Source organism: Pseudoalteromonas sp. GutCa3 (assembly GCF_002836155.1).
In the GTDB taxonomy this organism is placed as follows: domain Bacteria; phylum Pseudomonadota; class Gammaproteobacteria; order Enterobacterales; family Alteromonadaceae; genus Pseudoalteromonas; species Pseudoalteromonas arctica.
This window is the reverse complement of the sequence record NZ_PJBK01000079.1, coordinates 1-22,561: the sequence shown is the minus strand read 5'-3', so window position 1 is coordinate 22,561 and position 22,561 is coordinate 1. Positions and strand designations below refer to the sequence as shown.

Annotated in this window: 12 protein-coding genes; 4 read left to right on the top strand and 8 right to left on the bottom strand. The window is 38.6% G+C overall.

The features are described 5' to 3' along the window. Nucleotides 1-86: 86 nt before the first annotated feature. The 3 genes from CXF64_RS13790 to CXF64_RS13780 all read right to left on the bottom strand — a co-directional run bounded on the left by CXF64_RS13790 (nt 87) and on the right by CXF64_RS13780 (nt 6,355). Complete coding sequence (locus tag CXF64_RS13790) at nt 87-1,937, bottom strand: glycoside hydrolase family 13 protein (protein ID WP_101217285.1); 1,851 nt, start codon at nt 1,935-1,937, stop codon at nt 87-89. Nucleotides 1,938-1,939: 2 nt separating this feature from the next. Then, nucleotides 1,940-3,430, bottom strand: coding sequence for a tryptophan halogenase family protein (locus CXF64_RS13785; protein WP_101217284.1), 1,491 nt, complete (start codon nt 3,428-3,430; stop codon nt 1,940-1,942). Between the two features lie 132 nt (nt 3,431-3,562). Continuing rightward, entirely contained in the window at nt 3,563-6,355 is a 2,793-nt protein-coding gene (locus CXF64_RS13780; RefSeq protein WP_101217283.1) for a TonB-dependent receptor, read from the bottom strand. A gap of 662 nt (nt 6,356-7,017) precedes the next feature. On the opposite strand from CXF64_RS13780, the gene CXF64_RS13775 reads away from it, so the two are divergent. Further along, nucleotides 7,018-8,640, top strand: coding sequence for an alpha-glucosidase family protein (locus CXF64_RS13775; RefSeq protein ID WP_101217282.1), 1,623 nt, complete (start codon nt 7,018-7,020; stop codon nt 8,638-8,640). 92 nt (nt 8,641-8,732) lie between these two features. Here the strand turns inward: CXF64_RS13775 and CXF64_RS13770 are convergent, their stop codons facing one another. Beyond that, nucleotides 8,733-9,278, bottom strand: coding sequence for a TIGR00645 family protein (locus tag CXF64_RS13770; protein ID WP_007582598.1), 546 nt, complete (start codon nt 9,276-9,278; stop codon nt 8,733-8,735). A gap of 240 nt (nt 9,279-9,518) precedes the next feature. On the opposite strand from CXF64_RS13770, the gene CXF64_RS13765 reads away from it, so the two are divergent. Continuing rightward, a complete protein-coding gene (locus CXF64_RS13765) occupies nt 9,519-9,761 on the top strand; it encodes a hypothetical protein (protein WP_007582596.1) in 243 nt (80 codons plus the stop codon). A gap of 317 nt (nt 9,762-10,078) precedes the next feature. Here the strand turns inward: CXF64_RS13765 and topA are convergent, their stop codons facing one another. Then, nucleotides 10,079-12,787 carry a type I DNA topoisomerase gene (gene topA, locus CXF64_RS13760; protein ID WP_101217281.1) on the bottom strand — a complete coding sequence of 903 codons (2,709 nt, stop codon included), beginning with the start codon at nt 12,785-12,787 and terminating at the stop codon, nt 10,079-10,081. Between the two features lie 248 nt (nt 12,788-13,035). After that, a complete protein-coding gene (locus tag CXF64_RS13755) occupies nt 13,036-16,359 on the bottom strand; it encodes a hypothetical protein (protein ID WP_101217280.1) in 3,324 nt (1,107 codons plus the stop codon). A 194-nt stretch (nt 16,360-16,553) separates the two neighbouring features. Here CXF64_RS13755 and CXF64_RS13750 point away from each other — a divergent pair, with 194 nt between their 5' ends. Continuing rightward, nucleotides 16,554-17,888, top strand: a complete 1,335-nt coding sequence (locus CXF64_RS13750) for a dicarboxylate/amino acid:cation symporter (RefSeq protein WP_024590095.1) — start codon at nt 16,554-16,556, stop codon at nt 17,886-17,888. Nucleotides 17,889-17,985: 97 nt separating this feature from the next. On the opposite strand, the gene sohB is transcribed toward CXF64_RS13750, so the two are convergent. Both sohB and CXF64_RS13740 read right to left on the bottom strand, forming a co-directional pair. Beyond that, on the bottom strand, nt 17,986-19,002 hold the full coding sequence (gene sohB / locus CXF64_RS13745) for a protease SohB (RefSeq protein ID WP_101217279.1): 1,017 nt from the start codon (nt 19,000-19,002) through the stop codon (nt 17,986-17,988). 100 nt (nt 19,003-19,102) lie between these two features. Further along, on the bottom strand, nt 19,103-21,532 hold the full coding sequence (locus CXF64_RS13740) for a VolA/Pla-1 family phospholipase (protein ID WP_101217278.1): 2,430 nt from the start codon (nt 21,530-21,532) through the stop codon (nt 19,103-19,105). A gap of 206 nt (nt 21,533-21,738) precedes the next feature. Between CXF64_RS13740 and CXF64_RS13735 the strand changes: the two genes are divergently transcribed. Further along, entirely contained in the window at nt 21,739-22,485 is a 747-nt protein-coding gene (locus CXF64_RS13735) for a YciK family oxidoreductase (RefSeq protein WP_007375386.1), read from the top strand. Nucleotides 22,486-22,561: the final 76 nt, after the last annotated feature.

Here is a 22,561-nt window from a genome sequence, read left to right as displayed (position 1 = left end):
TGTCTTTTTGTCAGTAGTGTTATAGCTTTATACTAAAGATATCTGCAGCAACCATACAGTTGCTGCATACGTATTCACTTAAACATTCACGGCGTATTAATCACTAATACCGTAGCAGTCATTGGCTCTAAGTTAATACTGTTAGTTAGTTTAAAAGTGTGTTGTGTGAATAATGCCTGCGCATTGGCATTTTTTGGTATAACTTCTTGCATGTAATCAAGATTATGCTTTTGTGTTACTTTGTTTTTATTCATAAAAACTAATACTGTTTGCGTATCACTAACGCGAGCATAACTATAAACACCATTGTTCGGACTGAAATGAACGAGCTTACCCTTTGCAAGCGCCGGGCTTTGCTTTCTAAAGTTAAGTAGCGTGCTTATAGTTTCGTGCATATCGCGCTGATTTTTACTTAACCCGACTCCAGTAAACGCATTAGCGTTTTGATTTTTGAACCCACCTGGAAAATCAATGCGTATATCACCATGATCTTTACTCGGCGTATTATCCAATAATATTTCGGTTCCATAATATATTTGAGCAATGCCGCGCGTTGTTAAAAACAAAGTCATCGCCATTTTAGTTTTAGCTAAGTCTTGCCCAAATTCCGTATATAAACGGCTCATATCGTGGTTATCAGCAAACACCATAATGTTATTGGTGTCTGGGTATAAAAAATCGTTAGCTAATGACTGATATACTTTAACCCAGCCTGTGCTCCAACTTTCATCTTCATTTAAAGCTCGAATTACCGCCTCTTGCAACGAAAAGTCCATCACACTGGGTAAGCTTGACACATACCCATCTTGATTTACTTTACCGCGCTGCCAATACGACGCTATTGCAGGGTTTGAAGTCCACTCTTCGCCAACAATATTAAAGTGTGGGTATTCATCCATAATGGCCTTGGTCCAATCACTTAAAAATGCTTTGTCTGAGTAAGAGTAAGTATCAACTCGAATACCGCTTAAATCTGCGTATTCAATCCACCAAATTGCATTTTGAATTAAATACTCATTTAATAATGGTTGGCGCTGGTTTAAATCGGGCATGCTAGCGACAAACCAACCATCGCTAAACTGGCGTTTATCGTAGTTACTTGCGTGTGGATCTTGAATTGTTTGGCGCGCATGGCTTGTGGCATTTTTACCATTTTCAAACTGCCCATTAAAGTTAATCCAATCTTGAGTTGGTTTATCCTTCATCCACGGGTGCTCAGCACCAAAGTGATTAAGCACCATATCCATAACAAGCCCAATGCCCTGCTCTTTAGCCTTTATTGATAACGTTTTGTATAAATTATTTGATCCCATTCGCGGATCAACGTTGTAAAAGTCTGTAATCGCGTAACCATGATAAGAGTAATCTGGCATGTTGTTTTCAAGCACTGGAGTAAGCCAAAGCTGTGTTACACCTAAATTATTTAAATACGGTAATGCGTTAATAACACCTTGAATATCCCCTCCATGTCGCCCGCCTTTAAAACCTGGATTTACAGCTTCTAGCATGCTTTTAACGGTGTCATTTGTGGAGTCGCCATTTACAAAGCGATCTGGGTTAATTAAATATAAAGCATCTGCACTTGTGAAACCTTGGCGTTGCGCGCTATTTTTATCTCGGGTAAATAAAGGAAACTCAAAGCTATGCGCTGTATTAGTGCTGTTAAACTTGAGCGTTCCTGCTTTGGCGTTATCGCTAATATTTAAATGAAGGAAAGCATAATTAGGGTTGTCGGTACGTGTTACGTTATTAAGTTCAACCCCTTTATACTTATCTAATTTAAATTCTTCGTTAGCTATATTTTGCTCATGCACGAGTACTGTAATGTTATTTTTATTCATTCCGACCCACCAATTGGCAGGCTCTACATTAAGTGCATAACTAAAGCTTGGTAAGCTACATGCGCTTACTAGTAAAAGTGTGTTTAAAAATCGCATTGTTATACCTTTTTAATGCTGGCTAAAAAATTCTGGTGAGTTGGTAATTGCGTTACAGTTGAGCTGATCAACGTTTTTAAAGTAGAGAATAAATCGCTCAGTTGATCATCACTTAGTGAATCAACAATACTGTTATAGTCATCAGGGATAAGCCCTTGCCCTATCATGACTTGCTGCCAAGCAACTTCGGCGAATAGTTCATCATCTTCACGTATTACTTTGCCTGTGTGTTTAAATAAATTCAGTTTATGGGTAAGGGAATTTGGTATATCCATTTGCATGCATTGACGCCAAAACGGGGAGTCTTCTCGCTCGGTGAGTTTATAATGCAAAATAATAAAATCACGTATGTGCTCTAATTCAATAACGCTTTGTTTATTAAACTCCGTTACTAACGCATCGCTAATACCGTTGTGTGGAAATAGCTTAATTAAACGCGTAACCGCAGTTTGAATTAAATGAATACTGGTTGACTCTAGCGGCTCTAAAAAACCACTTGAGAGGCCAACCGACACCACATTTTTATGCCATTGCTTTAAACGCCGACCTGTTTTGAATTTTATAATACGGGGCTCTGTAATTGGCTCAGCGGGTAAGCTTTTTAGCAGTAACTGCTTAGCATCATCATCTGACAAGTATCTACTGCAATAAACAAGGCCATTACCAATACGATTTTGCAGTGGTATTTGCCATTGCCAACCAGCACTATGTGCAATAGATCGCGTATAGGGCTTAAGCTCATGAGTACTTTTTGTTTGTACGGCTACTGCACTATCGCATGGTAAGTAATGAGACCAATCAATAAAACCTGTATTTAGTGTTTGTTCAATTAATAGTGCACGCAGCCCGGTGCAATCTATAAATAAATCCCCACTAATTTGACTGTCGTTATCCAGTGCTAGGCTTTTAACATTGCCTGTATCGCATTGTTCAACGTGGCTTATTTTTGCATCTATGTGTTTAACACCGCGCGATATAGCCAACTTTTTTAAGTATTCAGCGTAAAGCGTCGCATCAAAATGATATGCGTAACTCAGCCCAGGTAGTTGGGTATTAGGAATTGTATTGAGGGGTGCAAATTTATGCTGTTTAGCCGCTTGGTAATTGAGTGAAAAATCCCATAAGTCGTCTTCGCAACCCGTAATTTGACCTTTTAGCCAAAAGTTATAAAAATCGCAGAAGGGAAAGTTTTTACCGAACGAGCCAAACGCATGCATGTAGCTATGCCCTGGCGTTTTCCAGTTTTCGAACTCTATACCTAATTTTATTGAAGCATTAGTGGCATTAATAAAATCTTGCTCGTTTATACCCAGCGCGTTATTAAGTTGAATAATGGGCGGTATCGTTGCTTCACCCACTCCTACCGTACCAATAGCTGATGATTCTATTAGTGTGATATTAATTACTTTACCTAACACTTTATTAAGCAGTGCTGCTGTTATCCACCCTGCGGTACCACCGCCTGCAATTACGACATGTTTTATTGGTTTCATATTATTGCCCACGCTTTAATACAGCGCTCAATAAACTTAATTAAGCGAATTGGTATTAATCAGTGTTTGATAAATTAGCTATAAAAAAGCCCTTGTAAAACAAATCACAAGGGCTTCTACACACAACTTTTATTATAGCTTGTAACTAAAGCCTAACAAGTAAGTACGACCGTAATCTTGGTAGTCACGTACTTGTAGAGCATTATCGCCAGAAAGTGACGTAAACGGTTCTTCAGTTAAGTTTTGTACTTGAAACTGAACAGATAAACCTTCAAGGCTCTCAACCCCTGCTTCAGAGAAGTCATAACCGGCCTGAATATCCCAAATTGTTTCGCCGATAATATTCACTTGCTCTGTATTAAAGCCTAATCCGTAAACATCACCTTTGAAGTCACTACGCTTACGCATGCTGGTCCGTAATTGCATACCATGCATCTCGTAGTAAACCGTTAAGCTTTGAATTTTATCTGATAGACCCGGTAGTTCGTACTCATTGCCATTTCCATCTTCAATATCAGATTCAATACCTGTATGACTAGCAATTAAACCAAAGCCTTCAAGAGACGGGTGGAAAATTTTAAATGGTAACGCTAGAGATAGCTCGTAACCGTATAGGTCACCGCCACCGCCATTTACTTTACCACTACCAGTACCTGATGATGTTGCAGGAACTTCACCTGTTGAAGGGTCTGCTACGCCCGACATATCAATTGCGTACGTGCCGTCAAAAATCCACTGGGTTAAGTCTTTATAGAAAAATGCAGCAGAGAAGTAACCTTCATCACTAAAGTAGTTTTCATAAGATAAATCGTAACCTGTTGCTTCTTTAGGTTCTAAATTAGGGTTACCACCCGATACAGACCAAAAGTTACCGTTTTCATCCGGTGTCTCATTATATGATGCATTAACAGAAGCGTTCATTTCATCTATACGCGCACGTGAGATTGTTTTAGCTGCGCCAAAACGTATTGTTTGCTGCTCATCAATCGCAAGTGATAAATTTAAGCTTGGTAAAACGTGAGAATAATCGTGACCAATATCTGTAGGTGAAGTAATGACTAGACCAGTATTACCATCTACACCAAAAGCATTACCTTGAGAGGATTGATCTGTATGAACATAGCGCACACCCACATTACCCGTCAATGCAAGACCGCTTACTTCTGCATTAATATTAGCTTGTGCAAATGCTGAGGTAATTTCTTCTTTTACTGTCCACGACTTAGTTGCATGAGTTGAGCTAGTTAAACTTTCGTCAAGGGTTTCATAATAACCATTATTAACTAAACCATTTACATCGTAGGCTATCATGTCGCCTAGCCCAATAAAGTCTAGGCCAACACTGCCTAAACGGTATTGCTCAGGTACACTAAGCATTCCTGGGTTTTCAAGAGAAAAATCAGTTAAAGTTAAAAAGTAACCTTGCGAAGATTTAGACTTTTCACGCTCTTTATAACCTAAGCCAAATTCAATTGAGCTAATGTATTCGTTTTCTAGTACTTTAGACGCTGCAAGTTTTAATGTAACTAATTCATCTTCAATAGTTGGAGCATTAATAAAACCGTCTTGAGCTTGGTTTTCATACTCTGTGCCAGTTAATCCATATGCATCATTTAGTGCAGAGCTTGCGCCCCACGAAAGCGGTCCACCTAATTGGATTAAATCATAATCGCTGTAATCTAAGTCATGTGAAAAAGTAGCGCCAGTATTGCCACCATTAAAAGCATAACCTAAGTTATCTGCAACACCGCGAGAATCACCACGCCCTGTACCTGAGTAGCTTTCTATACTCCAAATTTTACGGTCAACTTGCGAGTAGCTTACGTCAAATTCTACTGACCATGAATCATCTATATCATATTTAGTATTAAAACCAAAAGCTGTAAGTTCAGCATCACGCTCTTGGTAATCGTTACGTACTACAACACGTTGGCCTTGTGTCACAGCACTTGTTATAAATCCACTTTCCGCATCTACAGTAGCGCTACTTGCATCAATGCTGCCTTGACCCCAAGCGAAAGGAACTTCAATGCCGCGCAAAATTTGCTCATCTGTAAAATCTACATATAACGCATCAAACGTCATATTTAGTTTATCTGTAGGCGCGGCTTCAAGTACTAGCATTGCCGAATCACGCTCAAGTGTTGATGAACGAACATAAGGTTTAGCGCCGCCTAAAATGGAATATGAGTTCCCATCTTCAGCAGTGAATTCAGGGTACCCCCATGAATTCCAACGTTTTTCTTGGTTTGGTGAGCTCATGGTGTTTAGTGCAAATGCAATACCAATGGTGTCATCAGCAAACTGGTCGATGTATGAGAAAGTGCCTCGATAGCCGTCATCATTACCATCTGGATTTAATTTATCAAAGCTTGTTTGTTCATACTGTCCATTGACTTGAACAACACGTTCGCCTTTACTTAGTGGGCGAACTGTTTGCATATTAATTACGCCCGCAATACCCTCTGCATCTAAATTGGCACTTGGTGTTTTATAAACAGTTACACCGCTCATTATTTCTGATGGGTAAAGGTCAAATTCTACGCCGCGGTTATCACTAATAGATACCTGCTCTCGGCCATTAAATGTGGTACCGCTTTCGTTTTCGCCAAAGCCACGAATAGATACTCTACTTGCTCGGCCGTCTAAGCGCTGCGCTGTTAAGCCTGGTAAACGTGCAATTGATTCAGCAATTGAAGAGTCTGGCAGCTTACCTATATCTTCTGCAGAAATAGATTCTACAACCTGTGTAGAAAAACGTTTTGTGTTGATTGATTCTACAACACTGCCACGAAAGCCTTTAACTTCGATAACTTCTACATCATCTTTTTTTATTGTATTTTCTTGAGCAGCCTGTGTAGCAAAGCTTGATAAGCCTGCGGCTGTTAATGCCAAAGTTAATATACTTGGTTTGAACATAGACATAATGTTTTCCCGTTACCCATATTGTGATACCCGCGTTCAATGTTTAAGTGATAGTTAAACAAGGCGAGCTAATTTTGTTGTCAGGATGAATATTAACGCCAGATTTATTTTATTAACAACTTTATGCATACGTATTCAACAATCTCAATATAGCCTAACATTAACATACATTACACGAATATAATTTTAACCATATGATTTTATTAAAAATAAACAAAACAAAAAACACTGAAAGGGCATGATAGATTAAATCTATTTTGTAGAAAACTAATAGCCTTCCTACTTGAATGTAAACAAGATGAAATTAATTAGCGCTGTTATATAACGTTTAAATAATTGCACATTTACTAAGTGTTAAATTGGTCAGACCATTTCTAGTAAAACCAAGGGTATATTTCCTTTATAGTACAAACTGTTAGGTTAAATTTAACTAAAAAATGAATGAATAACATAATTGGTAAATATTAAACACACAAAACGAACACCGCTAAAGATGCGCTAAGCGCTTATTTTAAATAATTTTATTGCATTATTTTTAGTGCATACGTATGCAGACTTTTTACAGAATTAAAGGCTTCACGTATGCTTTTTGAAAATAACGTGATTAATCGTAATCACAATAAAGAATAGTCTAAATACTGTGTGGAATGACGGAGAAAAGCATGACCAAAAAGCAGTGGTATAAAGGTGCGGTTATTTATCAAGTTTATCCGCGTAGCTTTCAAGATAGCAACAACGATGGTATTGGTGACTTAAAAGGGATTATTAATCGTATTGATTACATTAAAAGCTTAGGCGTTGATGCAATTTGGATTTCACCTTTTTTCAAATCGCCGATGAAAGACTTTGGCTACGATATTAGTGACTACCGTGACATTGACCCGCTTTTTGGTGATTTAAACGATTTTGATGAACTTATTAGCCAAGCCCATGATCGCAACATTAAAATTATAATTGACCAAGTACTAAGCCATACATCAGATCAACACCAATGGTTTACAGATAGCCGCGAAAATCAAAATAACGATAAAGCGGATTGGTATGTTTGGGCTGAAGCTAAAGATGACGGCACAGCACCTAATAATTGGCTGTCTATTTTTGGTGGTGGCGCGTGGCAGTGGGAACCTCGCCGTGGGCAATATTATTTGCATAACTTTTTAACCGAACAACCCGATTTAAACTTTCATAATCCTGACGTAAGACAAGCTGTACTTGATAACGTAGAGTTTTGGCTTAAAAAAGGCGTTGATGGCTTTAGATTAGATGCTATTAACTTTTGTTATCACGATGCACAACTTCGCGATAACCCAGCTAAACCAAAAGATAAGCGCCAGGGTCGTGGTTTTAGTGAAGATAACCCATACGCATTTCAGTATCATTACTACAACAACACTCAGCCAGAAAATATTGAGTTTATGCAAGACATTCGCACATTACTTAATAAATACCCAGGTACTGTATCGCTTGGCGAAATCTCATCAGAAGATTCATTGGCGACAATGGCGCAGTACACCCAAGGTGGCGATAAGCTGCACATGGGATATAGCTTTGAGCTCTTAACAAATGATTATTCAAGTGAATATATTAGAACTACGGTTCAAACTCTTGAACAACGTATGACTGAGGGTTGGCCGTGTTGGGCATTTAGCAACCATGATGTAGAGCGCGTAGCAAGTCGCTGGAGCGAAAATGGCGAAATAAACCCTCAGCAATGTAAAATGCTAACCGCCCTACTTGCCTCCCTTCGTGGCAGTGTATGTATGTACCAAGGTGAAGAATTAGGTTTAGGTGAAGCAAGTGTTGCCTTTGAAGACTTACAAGACCCATATGGCATAACATTTTGGCCTAATTTTAAAGGGCGTGATGGCTGTAGAACGCCAATGCCTTGGGAGCAAACTGATTCACCTCATGCGGGTTTTAGTGACGTAAAACCTTGGCTACCTGTTGATGATGCACACAAACAGCAATCAGTCGCTGTGCAAACTAATGATAGCAACTCAATTTTAAACGCCTACCGTGAATTTATGGCGTGGCGCAAAAGCCAAACTGTTTTACTTGAGGGTGATATTGAGTTTATTGAAACGCCTGAGCCTGTGCTTGCTTTTTATAGAACGCTTGGACCGCAAAAAATGCTGTGCATGTTTAATCTAAGCTCTCAACAAACAAGTATTGATATGCCAACATCAATCGTTAAAGAATACAATGAGCTTAGCCACCACAGCGCAAAATTAAGCCAAGACACACTAACACTTGAGCCTTTCGCTTGCTTTTATGCAAAGTGTTAATGACATCAATAATTACACTTAATATTACAGCTAAGCTCTAAACATAAAAAGCCCAAGTAAATTACTTGGGCTCTTTTATGCGTTTAATTTTTCTAATGACTTTGGGTTTTACTGTTTAAGTAGTCAGTTAAAGCAAATAAAACGCCTGACATTACAAACGTGACATGAATAGTCACTTTCCAAAGTAGCTCATCACTTGGATATGCGCCTGAGTTTATAAATACTTTTAATAACTCAACAGCCGAAATAGCGACTATCGCACTTATTAATTTCATCTTTAGACCTGAAAAACCAACTTTTCCCATCCAAGATGGTCTGTCTTCGTGATTATCAATATTAAGCTTAGAAACAAAGTTCTCGTAACCACTAAATGTAATGATCAGCAATAACCCCGCTAATAATGCCGTATCAACTAAAGTTAGAATACCGACAAGTAACTCTTGATTGGTTGCTGTAAATGTCGCAATACCCATTAAATAAAGCTGCTTAAAAAACTTTATTAACAACAGTACAACTGCAAATAGTAAACCCACAAAAAATGGGGCTAGTAGCCAACGCCCTTTAAAAATAAAAGATTCTAATGCATGCTCTACTTTATTAGCTTGGCGTGGTTTTTTATTAGGGGTGTGTGATGACATTGGTTTGTCTTTTAATTAAAAAAAGCGACCTTAGCTTATAAACCACTGCAACACAATGCTGCGAAATCCTGACAAGTAAATTACTCATCCTCACGATAAAAAAATTTCGTTATCTTTTATTTCGTTTTCGTTTAAAAATCAGTGTACCAACAGAGTTGTTCTGGATTGGGCACTACTGGTTTAAACCTAATCTTAAACTGGGTAAATCAGTCATCACACCATTTTTTTAGGAATAAACGAATGAAAAAAGCATTGCTAGCATTAATCGTAGCTCCACTATTTGCAGTATCTGCGACTTACGCGGTAGCAGACGATGCACCAACAGCTTCAGCCGAAATGGTAAAAGAATACACAGAAATGTGTGTTAACTGGGCTAAAGATGATGACGTAAGCAATGAAGAGCTAAATGCCTACGTATTAAAATGCGTAAATGATGAGCTTGAATCTGAAGGCTATAAAAAAGTATCTTCTGTTAAGATTTAATCATACCAATTGCATTAAATTAGTGATCTATTATAGCGCTAAGAAAATAGCTCAATAGCAAGTGAAATAGCATGACATATAGTTGTTTTATATGAATGTTTTTTAACGCAGTGAGTGGGTTATTTAGTGCAATATAATGACCATGTTTTTAATAAAATTGGTATCTCCAATACGCTTAGTTGAATGTACTGCTAATAAAGCCGTTGCGAAAACATTTAACTAGGCACAAAAAAACCGGAATAGACACAAGCTGTGCGTTCCGGTTTTTTTATGGTTTTTTAAAACCTATAAGAAGTTATGAATAAGCGATAACGTGCTTATTCATCTTCTTTTTTAGCTTTCGCTTTAGGCTTTGCTTTAGCTGGTGCCTTTTTTGCAGCAGCTTTCTTTTTAGGTGGTGCCTTTTTCTTCGCTTCTTCTGTCCATTTACCTGCTTCATAATGAGCAGTCCAGCCAGTAGCTTTACCGTCAACTTCAGTCATAACATACTGAGCTTTATTTTTACGGCTGTAGCGTACAACAGCAAGATTACCATCAGGATCTTTAGCAGGTGCATCTGCTAAGTAATAAAACTTAGGCGAGATACGGTCTCTAAAGCGTTTTAACTCTTCTACCTTAGGTGCACGTGTTTCACGAGACTTAGGAAAAGTATTTGCAGCTAAAAATATACCAGCGGCGCCATCACGTAATACGAAATACGCATCTGACTTTTCACACTCTAACTCAGTAATGTGAACAGGATCTTCTTTTGGTGGAGCAGCTTCGCCACTTTTAAGTAGTTTACGTGTGTTTTTACACTCGTCATTATTACAGCCAAAATACTTACCAAAACGACCCGATTTAAGTTCCATGTCAGAGCCACATTTATCACATTCGATAATTGGTCCGTCATAGCCTTTAATTTTAAAGGTGCCTTCTTCAACAATATGCCCTTTACATGCGGGGTTATTACCACACACATGTAATTTACGGGTTTCGTCGATTAGGTATGAATCCATTGCAGTTTCACAAATAGGACAACGTTTCATCTGCATTAACTTTTCAGTTTCTACATCTTCTACATCAGCTGCAACTGCTTCATCACCCGACACCAAGTTCATTGTTGTAGTGCAACGCTCTTTTGGCGGAAGGCTGTAACCAGTACACCCTAAGAAAACACCAGTTGATGCCGTTCGTATACCCATTTTTCGGCTACACGTAGGACATTCAATATCGGTTTCAACCATCTCGTTAAGACGCATGCCACCGTTCTCTGGCTCGTCTTTAGCGACAGTTAATTGCGTTGAAAAATCAGCATAAAACTTATCTAGAACTTGAGTCCATACACGCTCGCCTTCAGCGATATCATCTAAACGGCCTTCCATTTTAGCTGTAAAATCAAAGTTCATTAAATCAGTGAAATTTTCAACCAAGCGATCGGTAACTATTTCACCCATTTTTTCAGCGAAGAAACGGCGGTTTTCTACACGTACATAACCACGATCTTGAATCGTTGATATAATTGACGCATAAGTAGATGGACGACCAATACCGCGTTTTTCAAGCTCTTTTACTAAACTTGCTTCACTAAAGCGCGCTGGCGGTTTAGTAAAATGCTGCTTAGGATCGAGTTCGATTAAAGTAAGGACTTCACCTTCTTTAACAGCCGGTAGTGATTGATCTTCTTCGTTTTTCTTACGTATCGCAGGTTGTACTTTTGTCCAACCATCAAAGCGTAGCACACGGCCTTTCGCTTTAAGCTGGAAGTCGTTAGCTGCAACAGTTAGTGTTGTTAAATCGTATTCAGCAGGTACCATTTGGCACGCTACAAACTGACGCCAAATTAGCTCGTACAGCTTTTTAGCATCGGCGTCTACACCTTCAACATGACCAGATAACACGGTAACGCTTGAAGGACGTATTGCCTCATGCGCCTCTTGTGCATTGCCTTTAGAGCTGTAGCTAATTGGATCTTTTGGTAAGTATTTAGCACCAAACTCGTTTGTTACATACTCACGACACATTTCAACGGCATCTTTTGAAAGATTAGTTGAATCGGTACGCATATACGTAATATAACCACCTTCATACAAACGCTGAGCAAGCATCATGGTCTTTTTAACGCCATAACCTAAACGCGTACTTGCCGCTTGCTGCATGGTTGAAGTAATTAATGGCGCACTTGGGCGACTTTTACTTGGTTTTTCTTCAACGCTAATTACTTTGTATTCTGCATTCTCAAGGCTTTTAACCGCTGCGCTAGCCTGAGCTTCATTTACAGGCTTAAAAGGCTTTCCTGCTTGTTTGGCTACTTCTAAACGTAATTCAGACTCAGTATTTTTAACGTCAGCATGGATATCCCAAAATTCTTCAGGGATAAACGCCTTAATTTCGCGCTCACGCTCTACTAATAAACGTACCGCAACAGACTGAACTCGTCCTGCAGAAAGTCCACGGGCCACTTTGGCCCACAATAAAGGTGATACCATAAAGCCAACAACACGGTCTAAAAAGCGACGTGTTTGCTGAGCATAAACCATATCAGTATTAAGCTCGCCAGGTGTTTCAAACGCTTGCTGTATTGCGTTTTTAGTAATTTCGTTAAAAACTACGCGCTTATATTTAGCAGGATCACCACCAATGATTTCTTGAAGGTGCCAAGCAATTGCTTCCCCTTCTCTATCCAAATCCGTTGCGAGATATATTTGGTCTGCATTTTCAGCCAGCTTTTGTAATTCTTGAACAACTTTTTCTTTACCAGGCAGTATTTCGTAATGCGGATCCCAGCCTTGGTTTGGGTCAATACCCATACGCGCGACTAAGTTTGTATAATCTCGTTGCTTTTTATACGCTGCTTTCTCTTCAGGTTCCATTTTACGAACTTCTGCTGGCGTTTTAGTTGCCGGCACTTTAGCTTTGCTCGAACCTGAAGTAGGTAAATCTCGTACATGCCCAATACTGGACTTTACGATGAAGTCATTACCTAAATATTTATTAATTGTTTTAGCCTTAGCAGGAGACTCTACAATTACTAGCGATTTGCCCATAGTTGCCTATTTCTAACCAAATATTAAAAATGTGTTTTGCCGACATAAGCGGCGCGAATATTTATAGGTATATCTACAAACACTAGTTGTTACAAGCTTTTAATACAAACTTTTCAGTATTTACTGAATAAACGAACAATTTTTGTCGTTAAATTAAACAAACTAGTGTTTTTAGATTAATTGATGTGGAATATATAGAACAGAAACAAAAATGCCAACCTAAAGGTTGGCATTTTTAAAATAAAGCCTTATTTACTATCGTAAATTTCAACTCCTTTGGAGACTGTTTTAGTGCCACCAGCCTGAGTAGTAAACTCAAATGTTATTGAAAGTACACCGTCAAATTTATCATTACCATCTGCTTCTCGAGAAATACGAACATCTGAATACATTGGCTTATCCGTATTGGTACTTGGGATGATCGCGTTATTTTCGATAATAGATAAGTCACCATTTGTAGATGATATTGATACTGTTGTACCTGCAGGCAACGGATTACCAAACTCATCCGTGTAGTGAATACGAACAGTAATACCAGCTAAACCTACTTCTAATTGTTCAGGATCAGTTTCATCTGGGTCAGTTTCGTCATACGCAGGGTTATCTGCAAAAACATTTGACAAATCAACTGCTGAGATATCACAACGCTCAGATACATCGGATGGCTCAAGTACTGCAACAACTGAAACAGAGCAATCTGCTGGTACATAAACAGGATATGGTGCATCAAGAATATCCGTTGTTTTCAACACAGAAAAACGAACATATGGGTTATCTCCAGACATAACCAATTCAATTTGTTTACGCACTTCAATTAGCTCTCGAGAACACTCACCTGCAGTTTCAGCAGCTTCACCACATAATAGGCCATTATATTTACCATCAGCAAAGTCATAAATACCGTCATTATCTAGGTCTCGCCATGTTTCATTATGACCACCACGTGAAATTAGCTCAGAACACTCATCTGTAGAGGGGTCATAACTTGAAGCGTCTGCATCACTACAGTTTGCTTTATCAAAGGTCGCATTTTCATTGTGATCTATAAACGCTTCAGGTAAATCGTAACTTGCGTAATACTCACCAATATCAAATAAACCATTGGTACGCTTAACATCATCAGTGGTTTGCTCATCTACAAAGTTCTCTTGCCCTTTAGTGACAGCTAGAATACTTACACGTCCTCCCATAACAACGCCATCAGCATTATTTTTAGCGCGTGTAACACCATTTATACAAGGAGCTGCAATACCAAAATATGGGTCACAATTTATAATACCTGTTTTTGGATTTATTCCTTCCGTCGTGGTTGAATCACCATCGATGTCACCAATTCGGTTACCCCATTTATAATCATAAAATGGACGGTCTCCTTGAGAGCGCCAGGTTACAACACAAGTAGCATCGTCAGTTTTACAAGTAACTTCATTGCTAGAAGAGCCAATGACCCCTGCTTCAGCTAAAATAGTTGCTTCTACACCGTCACCATTATAATTATTAAATTGGTCACCAAAATATACCGTAATATCATTTAAAACACCGTTATAGTTAAGTGAGTTAGTATTGAACGTATTTGGGCTTGCATCAAAACTGTTTTGGTCTGTTACGCCCGAAGCCAGTGTTAATTGAGCCGATACAGAACTTATCTGCTCGCTTAATGGTACTAAAGTAAGTGTTCCGTCTGGACAAATTTCATTGCTTGGTTCTGATGTACACAGTTCTACATCATCAACCCAACACGTTAAATCATCACCTTCAGGTAAATTATTAACATCTTCTTTAGAAATAAAACACGCTTTTACCACTAATGGACCAGGCACTATGCCAGATTCAACCGTTGTCTGAACAAAGCCTTCATTATTTGTATCACTTGTTCTAAGTGACAGTTTAGCTGCCCCCACTGAATCTGTTAACTTGAAATCAATACGTTGCTGCGTAGATGCAAGACCATCCGCATCTATTAGCTTAAATCTAACGATCGATTGAGTCGGGGCGCCGCCTTCACCTGGAGGTAATGCAATAAATGTTTCACTGACATCAACAAACTGTATTGATTGTACCGCTGATGTTTCCACAGGAATAATCGTAGTAGCAGTAAAGTTTTTACCGCCTGTCTCAACCGTGATATTAATATCATCGTCAATACTACAACCTGTAGCTCGGTATGTTGATGTTGCGATACCACTTGATGATTTTACTGATGCATCAATTACTGAGTCGCCGCTAATTACACAAGTTGAGCTGAATTCAACATCTGTTGGAGTTAAGTATAAATTACCATCTTCATCTAAAAGTGTTACTTCAATAACGGTACTACCACCTGCTTTTAGAGGAATAACATTTCCTGAAGAATCTTTATTTAGCCCGTTATCAACCTCTAGGGTTAAATCAGCAATACCTACAGCAAAATTAGTTGAATTACTTTCACCTACAGACGTTACAGTAACAGTACCTGCGCCACCAGTATTACCAGGTTGCAACTTTAGTAAAGCAATACCAAAGTTATCGGTAAGGGCTGTCCCAGATGAAGGGAGAACAGAACCTAAATTTGTTGAAATATTAACAAGCGAATTTTTACTACCTTCACCACTTTGCTCATCAATGACTTCAACAAATAATTCACCTAGTTCTGATGAAGAGATAGTATTAGCTACCGTACAACCCGATGCTGTTTGTGTAGGGTCAAGTTTTACGCTAGAACGATTATCGTCCCAGCCTGCGTTACAGCCTGTTAAGAGCTTTACTGATATAGAAAATTGTGCCAAATCAACTGGTGCAGAATCACCTGATGAATAAAATACAGCTGTATTACTCACTTCTGTAGAGTTAGTAGGGTTATAAGTTGCAACAACTTGACCTGCACCTTTAAAACTACCACTAGAGAGAGTTACTTTTGCCTCACCCGCTGAGTTAGTAATTGCAGTACCTAAGTCAGGCGTTATTTTACCTGTGAAGTTTGTAGTAAATGTAACAAGTTGCTCGCTAAGTGCAACTCCATCATTTTTTAAAGTCGCTGTAACCGTGCCTAAGTTGTCAGTTGTAACCGGATTTGTATCCGAATACTTAGCACCACTTTCATCGACTATATTTACCGTTAAGGTTGTTGAACCACTAACACCCGTATCATCACCTTGCCCACCACTTGATTGAAAAGCAAAAGTACTTGTATAAGATTCACCATCGACTGTATAAGTAGCAGTTACTTCTCCAGCACCGGCTTCAGTACCGGCGGTAAGTTCAACCGTTGCAATACCATCGTTTTGAGTTAATGCACTTGATGGAGACAATTCACCAATTTCATCTTCTAATGTAAAAGTAATACGTTTACCCGCGACAATTACCCCGTCTTGAGTAAGAGTTGCACGTAAATCTAAAGAGGAGGTAGCAGTAACAGAATTTGACTCTGTTGCGTCTGTTTGAGAATATCCCTTCAGTGAAACCAAATATGTACTAGTCTCTGTAGTGGAATCACCATCACTAATAGAACCGTCTTTTTCAAGTGACCCACCGCCACCACAGGCTGTGAGTAAAAAACTTAGCAATGAAATGCCGAGCAGTCGCATTAAAGGCATGAACCTCTCCCTAGCGTTGTTATTATAATCAAAATTAATTTACACTTAATATTAACCTATAATTTAGTCTAAAATCACAGTTTTTTATTACTTTTTTGTGCAAAATATTTTTAAATAAATACTAACTTTTTCTGTAGTAAATATTTCCTTGCTGGTAGTCTATGGCAAATTTATAAAAATGTAGATCAGGAAATATGTCAAAAATCCGTTCAATGAGTTTAACCACTCGCATCATGATTGGTATGGCGCTTGGGGTTGCAGTAGGTTTTATATTTCAGGCTATATTAGCTGGTGAAGACGATTATCTAATACCACTTGGGTTATTCTCTTTGCCAATTAAAGCCTTTTTTGTTGATGGTATTTTCCATGTTGGTGGTCAAATATTTATTGCCAGCTTGAAAATGTTAGTTGTGCCTCTTGTTTTTGTATCGCTTGTTTGTGGTACCTGTAGCTTAAGCGACCCTAAAAAACTAGGTCGATTAGGTGGTAAATCTATTGGTTTATATTTATTAACTACAGCTATTGCTATAACAGTAGCAATTACGCTTGCCTTATTATTTAGCCCTGGTGAGGGCATCAGCTTGCCATCTAATGCAACTTATGATGCTAAAGAAGCGCCTACTCTTGCCCGTGTAATTATAGATATGTTTCCTACAAACCCTTTTGAAGCAATGGCCAAAGGCAATATGCTTCAAGTTATTGTGTTTGCACTTTTATTTGGTGTAGCAATGGCATTAAGTGGTAAAGCAGGAAAACGTGTTGCTACCGTATTTGAAGATTTAAACACTGTGATTTTAAAACTAGTTACGCTTTTAATGAATATTGCCCCTTATGGCGTGTTCTTTTTAATGGCAAAACTGTTTACAACAATTGAGCTTAACTTAATTGTGAGCTTAGCGAAGTACTTTGGCGTTGTAGTGCTTGCACTGTTATTACATGCTTTTGTAAACTACACATTGCTTTTAAAAATATTAACGGGCTTAAACCCGCTTATTTTCTTAGCAAAAATGAAGCACACATGCTTATTTGCATTTAGTACCTCGAGCTCAAGCGCAACTATGCCTATTACACTTGAAACTGCTACTAAAAAGTTAGGTGCTAATAACTCGGTTGCCTCATTTACTATCCCACTGGGTGCTACCATTAACATGGATGGCACTGCCATCATGCAAGGTGTGGCTACCGTGTTCATTGCACAAGTGTTTAGTGTCGATTTGACAATATCTGATTATTTAATGGTTATATTAACAGCAACACTTGCCTCTGTAGGTACAGCAGGCGTACCTGGTGTTGGTTTAATAATGCTGGCAATGGTACTTAACCAAGTTGGCTTACCTGTAGAAGGGATTGCAATTATTATTGGTGTAGATAGATTACTTGATATGACACGTACAGCAGTTAATGTAACCGGTGATTGTATGGTTACCTGTGTTGTTGCCAAGTCTGAAGGTGAGCTAGATGAGAGCATCTTTAACGACCCTAATGCAGCTAAAGACTTAGAAGATTATCATAAATCTATTGACTCATAAGCTACATTTATACAGCTATAAAAAAACCTTGATGCAATCCATCAAGGTTTTTTTTCGAGTAAAAATAATTAAACTGAATCCTGAAAAAGATTCTAATCTAAGGATTTAACGACTTAAACTTAGAAAGTAAGTTTATTCCCACTTTATTTACACCACTACTCAAGCCAAGAGCTAGCTTATCGCTCAACCCTTTTTTAACTTTGTATTTAATCTTATAAATTTGGCGCTCATGTTGCTGCTCTAGCAATGCATCATCACTTGTTTTTATAACATCTACCAAGCCTTTATCAATCGCTTGAGTTGCAAACCAATGCTCACCTGTCGCAACTAAGTTTATATCTAAGCTTGGACGTTGAGTGCTTACAAACGTTTTAAATAAATCATGTGTTTGTTCAATTTCTTCACGAAATTTTTCACGGGCCTTATCTGTGTTTTCACCAAATAAAGTAAGTGTGCGTTTAAATTCACCTGCTGTTATTTGCTCAAATTCAACATCATTTTTCTTTAATATTTTATTAAAGTTAGGTATTTGAGCTATCACACCAATAGATCCAACTATTGCAAAAGGCGCTGCAAGTATCTCGTCCGCGACACACGCCATCATGTAACCACCACTTGCTGCCACTTTATCAATTGCAACACTCAGAGGAATACCCGTACTTTTAATACGCTGTAACTGAGATGCAGCAAGTCCGTAGCCATGTACAACACCGCCACCACTTTCTAAACGAATAAGTACTTTGTCTTTACTTGGATCGGCAATAGAGATAATGGCCGTTATTTCTTCTCGTAAGCTTTCTACTTCGTGAGCGTCCATACTACCCACAAAATCAATTACATATAAACGAGGTTTAGGCTCATCTTTATCTGCTTTTTTACTTTTTGATTTAAGCTGTTTTTGATGCGCTTTAAGCTCTTTTTTACCCAACGTATTTTGTAAAAAACTTTCTTTAAGTTCAACTAACTGCTCTGATATATCGTCAATTTGTATTTCACCTTTTTTGGCCTTTGGCTTAACTGCAGCGCCAACTATTAGCATTAAAATAACTGCTATAGCGATAACAAAAGTAACTGTTTTAGCAAAAAACAAACCGTATTCGTATAAAAATTCCAACTGGTTTCTCCATTTATAAATTTCAGCTAATTTAGCATGCTTTAAAGCAAAAAAAAGCCACTTTTCAGTGGCTTTTAAAGGTTAATTATTTTACTGGTTATTAATCAGTCACAACCTCAGGGTTTGAAACTAATAACATCCGTCCGCGAGCAGCTAAGTAAGTAGCTACTTGCAACTGCATTTCTGCATTAGCGGCAGCACTGCCTTCAACAGTTGCAGCCTGTGCAGCATCTTGAGCTGGTGTTAATATAGAACCATGATGCCCTTTAGTAAATTTAACTAAGTAGCTTGCTGGTGTTTCACTCAATGCTTGCGAAGAACTTACTGTCTCAAGACCCATCAAGTTAGCTAATGGAATTGTGCCAGAAATAGGATTATTAGCTGCCATTGGTGGTATCACTTGGTCAGGCTTGTTATCAACACCATCACCCACAACAACATTAGTATAAACAGGAGTACCTAATGCTTTCACAGTGGCTGCGTAGTTAGTTGGATCACCACTATCTAGCGCTGTTTGCGCCGCAAAAGCAAACTGTGTAAATACACCTTGAATGTTAGTAAGTTTAGTCGTTTCACCCGCAGTGGTAAGTGATGCAATATATTCGTTGTAACCACATGTCAAGTAAGCTTCCATGTCTGGTATTAATGAGCCACAGTTAGAAACTGCATCTCCTTGTAAGTATGCAGTAAATTCATCAGCTTCTGTTGTACCCGCTTGTGAAAGTACTGAACCTTGAATAAATGGACCAAACGCAGCAGATTCAAGTAAGAAGCTTGCTATACCGCCACCACCACTTGCAAGAGCTACCGTGTTTACATTAAATAGCGGATCAAGCGTTTCTGCCATTGGCGTATTAGCTTGAGCAATAAATGCTGGAGCAACAATAGAACCTAGCGAATGCCCAATGTAGGTAACGTCTTTACTATTAATAGTTGTATCGTTAATAAAGTTTAAGCCTAAACGAAGGCCTAATAAATCAGCAGCCGATTGACGTAAGCTATCACGTGCAACAAGTAATGAACTTAAGTTCATGTAACTAAGCACAGAACCCGTTGTTGCATTAAAGTCGTCTGTTCCGTCACCATCAACATCTATTCCGCGCTCACCATGTCTTGGATGGTCAATAGCAACCGTTGCAAAGCCTTGAATAGAAAGCTGCGCAGTTAAAGCAAGCATACTTTCTTTTTGTGTTGTAATACCGTGCTGCATAATCACAACAGGCCATCCACCTTCAGGCATTGCGATAGGATCTAATTGTAACTGTGCACGGACACCATTAATTATCGGTAAAATAGGTTTAGTAACTTGCACTGGCACATTTGCCATGCTTTGTACTTTTGGAATTGAGTTGTATTTTGTTAAATGGCGTGTGCTGTCTAGTCCTAAGTCACGTAATTGTCCGTCACTTAATGCAGAACATAAACCATCATTTTCACTAATAGGATCTGCAGGAAATGCATCGCCTGCAACGGCCTTATAACCAATTATTGCCACCGCGTTATCACACATACCTTGCCAATATGTATCACTTAAATCACTAATATCAGTACCCGTTGGTGTACCTAAGTACATCGGTAACATAATGCTACCTTTTTGATATTGCACACCAGAGAAAGCAGCAGAGACTTCTACACCCTGAGAAGCAAATACTTGTTGTACATTTACCATAGGCTGTTCAGGAACTTGAAGCGCAGGAGTTGGTAACGCAGGCTGTTGCAAGCTTGCAGCTAGTAACTTTTTAATTGTCCCAAGTACAGGGCCTGCTGATTGAATAGTCATCGCACTAGAAAAAATAATATCTTCTTTTGTGATATCTCCTGAACTTACAACTACATTTTCGTAACTGTTAACAGCACCCTGCAAACCAAGTTGGGCTTCTGTAATTAATGGCGCTTCTTGTTTAACCAGCCCATAAGTAGAAGAAGGCTCAATAGAACGCCCTAATGAATCTTTAAGACCAGTAGTTAACACATTGATGTATGAGCTACCCGCCGTAAATGGTTTTAAAGGAATAATTGCAACGCCATCACCTGAAGCTTGAGTAACAAAGTCAACACCAAAAGTAAGCTCACCGACCAATTTACAAGCAGTACCGGCAGCTACAACTGAACATTCTGCATCAGTTAAACTTGCACCCATTACAACTTCAAAAATTCTTACTGTACCAGGGGTCCCAGCAGACGCTTCATCTAAACTTACATTTGGTGGGAATGTTAAATCGATTTTATAAGGAACCTGCGAAGACCAACCATCAAGTGCACCTAGTGCAAGTTGAGGGTTTGCATAAGCTGCGCGCGAAATAGACACATTGTTGTCATCTAATTCACCAGGAATATTAAGTGTACCGTCTTGAGTTCCACTCATTAATAAATCATTAGGTACCGATAAGATACCTGCTGCTGGATCAAATGTAACTGTTGCTGTTGGGATAACTGGTGCTGTGTCGTTTTTGACATCTGTTAACGTTTCTCCACCGCCACAACCTGCTAAAGCAGCTGTAACCGAGAGTGAAAGTAGCATTTTTTTCATATTGTTGGCTCCGCACGTATTTTATTTTTATAGTGTGTTTAATCAGTGTATTAAGTTAAAACAATGTAATCAGGTTATTAATGAGACATTAGACCAGTTAAACTTAACGTAAAGTTTCTATTTTCGCCACCTAATTTTACAATAAATTCGATTACTTCACGTTTCGCTATGTTAAAATCAAAAAAATTATATGAATTGGTACTTTTATGCACACATATCAAGCAGCTGAAAACGCACTTAAAGATAAAGTTATTTTAATAACAGGCGCCGGTGATGGTATTGGCCGAGTTGCAGCAATTACGTATGCAAAATACGGCGCTACAGTTATCTTATTAGGAAAAACAACTAATAAACTTGAATGTGTTTACGATGAAATTGTTAATGCTGGCTACCCTAAACCTGCAATAGTCCCTATGGATTTAAAAGGCGCGACGAAGCAAAACTACCGTGACCTTGCTGCAACAATCGAATATCAGTTTGGACGCCTTGACGGGTTGCTTAATAATGCAGGTATTTTAGGGTCACTCGGTCCGCTTGAACATTTTTGCTCATCTACGTTCGAAAACATAATGAAAGTAAACGTGACTGCACAAGCAATGATCACTAAAGCACTTTTTCCTGTTCTTCGTAAGTCTGATAATGCATCGATAGTATTTACGTCATCAGGTGTAGGCCGCAAAGGTCGTGAATTTTGGGGGCCTTATGCCATCTCAAAATTTGCAGTAGAAGGTATGATGCAAACATGGGCATGTGAAGTAGGTAAAACGAATATTCGTGTAAACTGTATTAACCCAGGCGCTACTCGCACTTCAATGCGAGCTGCTGCATATCCAGGTGAAGATAGAGACGCACTTGCTACACCAGAGGATTTAATGCCTACATATTTATATCTAATGAGTGACGATTCTAGTGAAGTGAATGGCGAATCGTTAGATGCTCAAGTAAAAAAGTAATTTGGAGTTTAAATAGTTTAAATAGTTTAAATAGTTTAAATAGTTTAAACAACTCACATTAAAAAAGCCGCAATTA

Excerpts from the sequence above, each read along its gene's own strand:
- CXF64_RS13790 (WP_101217285.1), bottom strand. The coding sequence starts at position 1,937 with ATGCGATTTTTAAACACACTTTTACTAGTAAGCGCATGTAGCTTACCA.
- CXF64_RS13785 (WP_101217284.1), bottom strand. The coding sequence starts at position 3,430 with ATGAAACCAATAAAACATGTCGTAATTGCAGGCGGTGGTACCGCAGGG.
- CXF64_RS13780 (WP_101217283.1), bottom strand. The coding sequence starts at position 6,355 with ATGTCTATGTTCAAACCAAGTATATTAACTTTGGCATTAACAGCCGCA.
- CXF64_RS13775 (WP_101217282.1), top strand. The coding sequence starts at position 7,018 with ATGACCAAAAAGCAGTGGTATAAAGGTGCGGTTATTTATCAAGTTTAT.
- CXF64_RS13770 (WP_007582598.1), bottom strand. The coding sequence starts at position 9,278 with ATGTCATCACACACCCCTAATAAAAAACCACGCCAAGCTAATAAAGTA.
- CXF64_RS13765 (WP_007582596.1), top strand. The coding sequence starts at position 9,519 with ATGAAAAAAGCATTGCTAGCATTAATCGTAGCTCCACTATTTGCAGTA.
- topA (WP_101217281.1), bottom strand. The coding sequence starts at position 12,787 with ATGGGCAAATCGCTAGTAATTGTAGAGTCTCCTGCTAAGGCTAAAACA.
- CXF64_RS13755 (WP_101217280.1), bottom strand. The coding sequence starts at position 16,359 with ATGCCTTTAATGCGACTGCTCGGCATTTCATTGCTAAGTTTTTTACTC.
- CXF64_RS13750 (WP_024590095.1), top strand. The coding sequence starts at position 16,554 with ATGTCAAAAATCCGTTCAATGAGTTTAACCACTCGCATCATGATTGGT.
- CXF64_RS13740 (WP_101217278.1), bottom strand. The coding sequence starts at position 21,532 with ATGAAAAAAATGCTACTTTCACTCTCGGTTACAGCTGCTTTAGCAGGT.
- CXF64_RS13735 (WP_007375386.1), top strand. The coding sequence starts at position 21,739 with ATGCACACATATCAAGCAGCTGAAAACGCACTTAAAGATAAAGTTATT.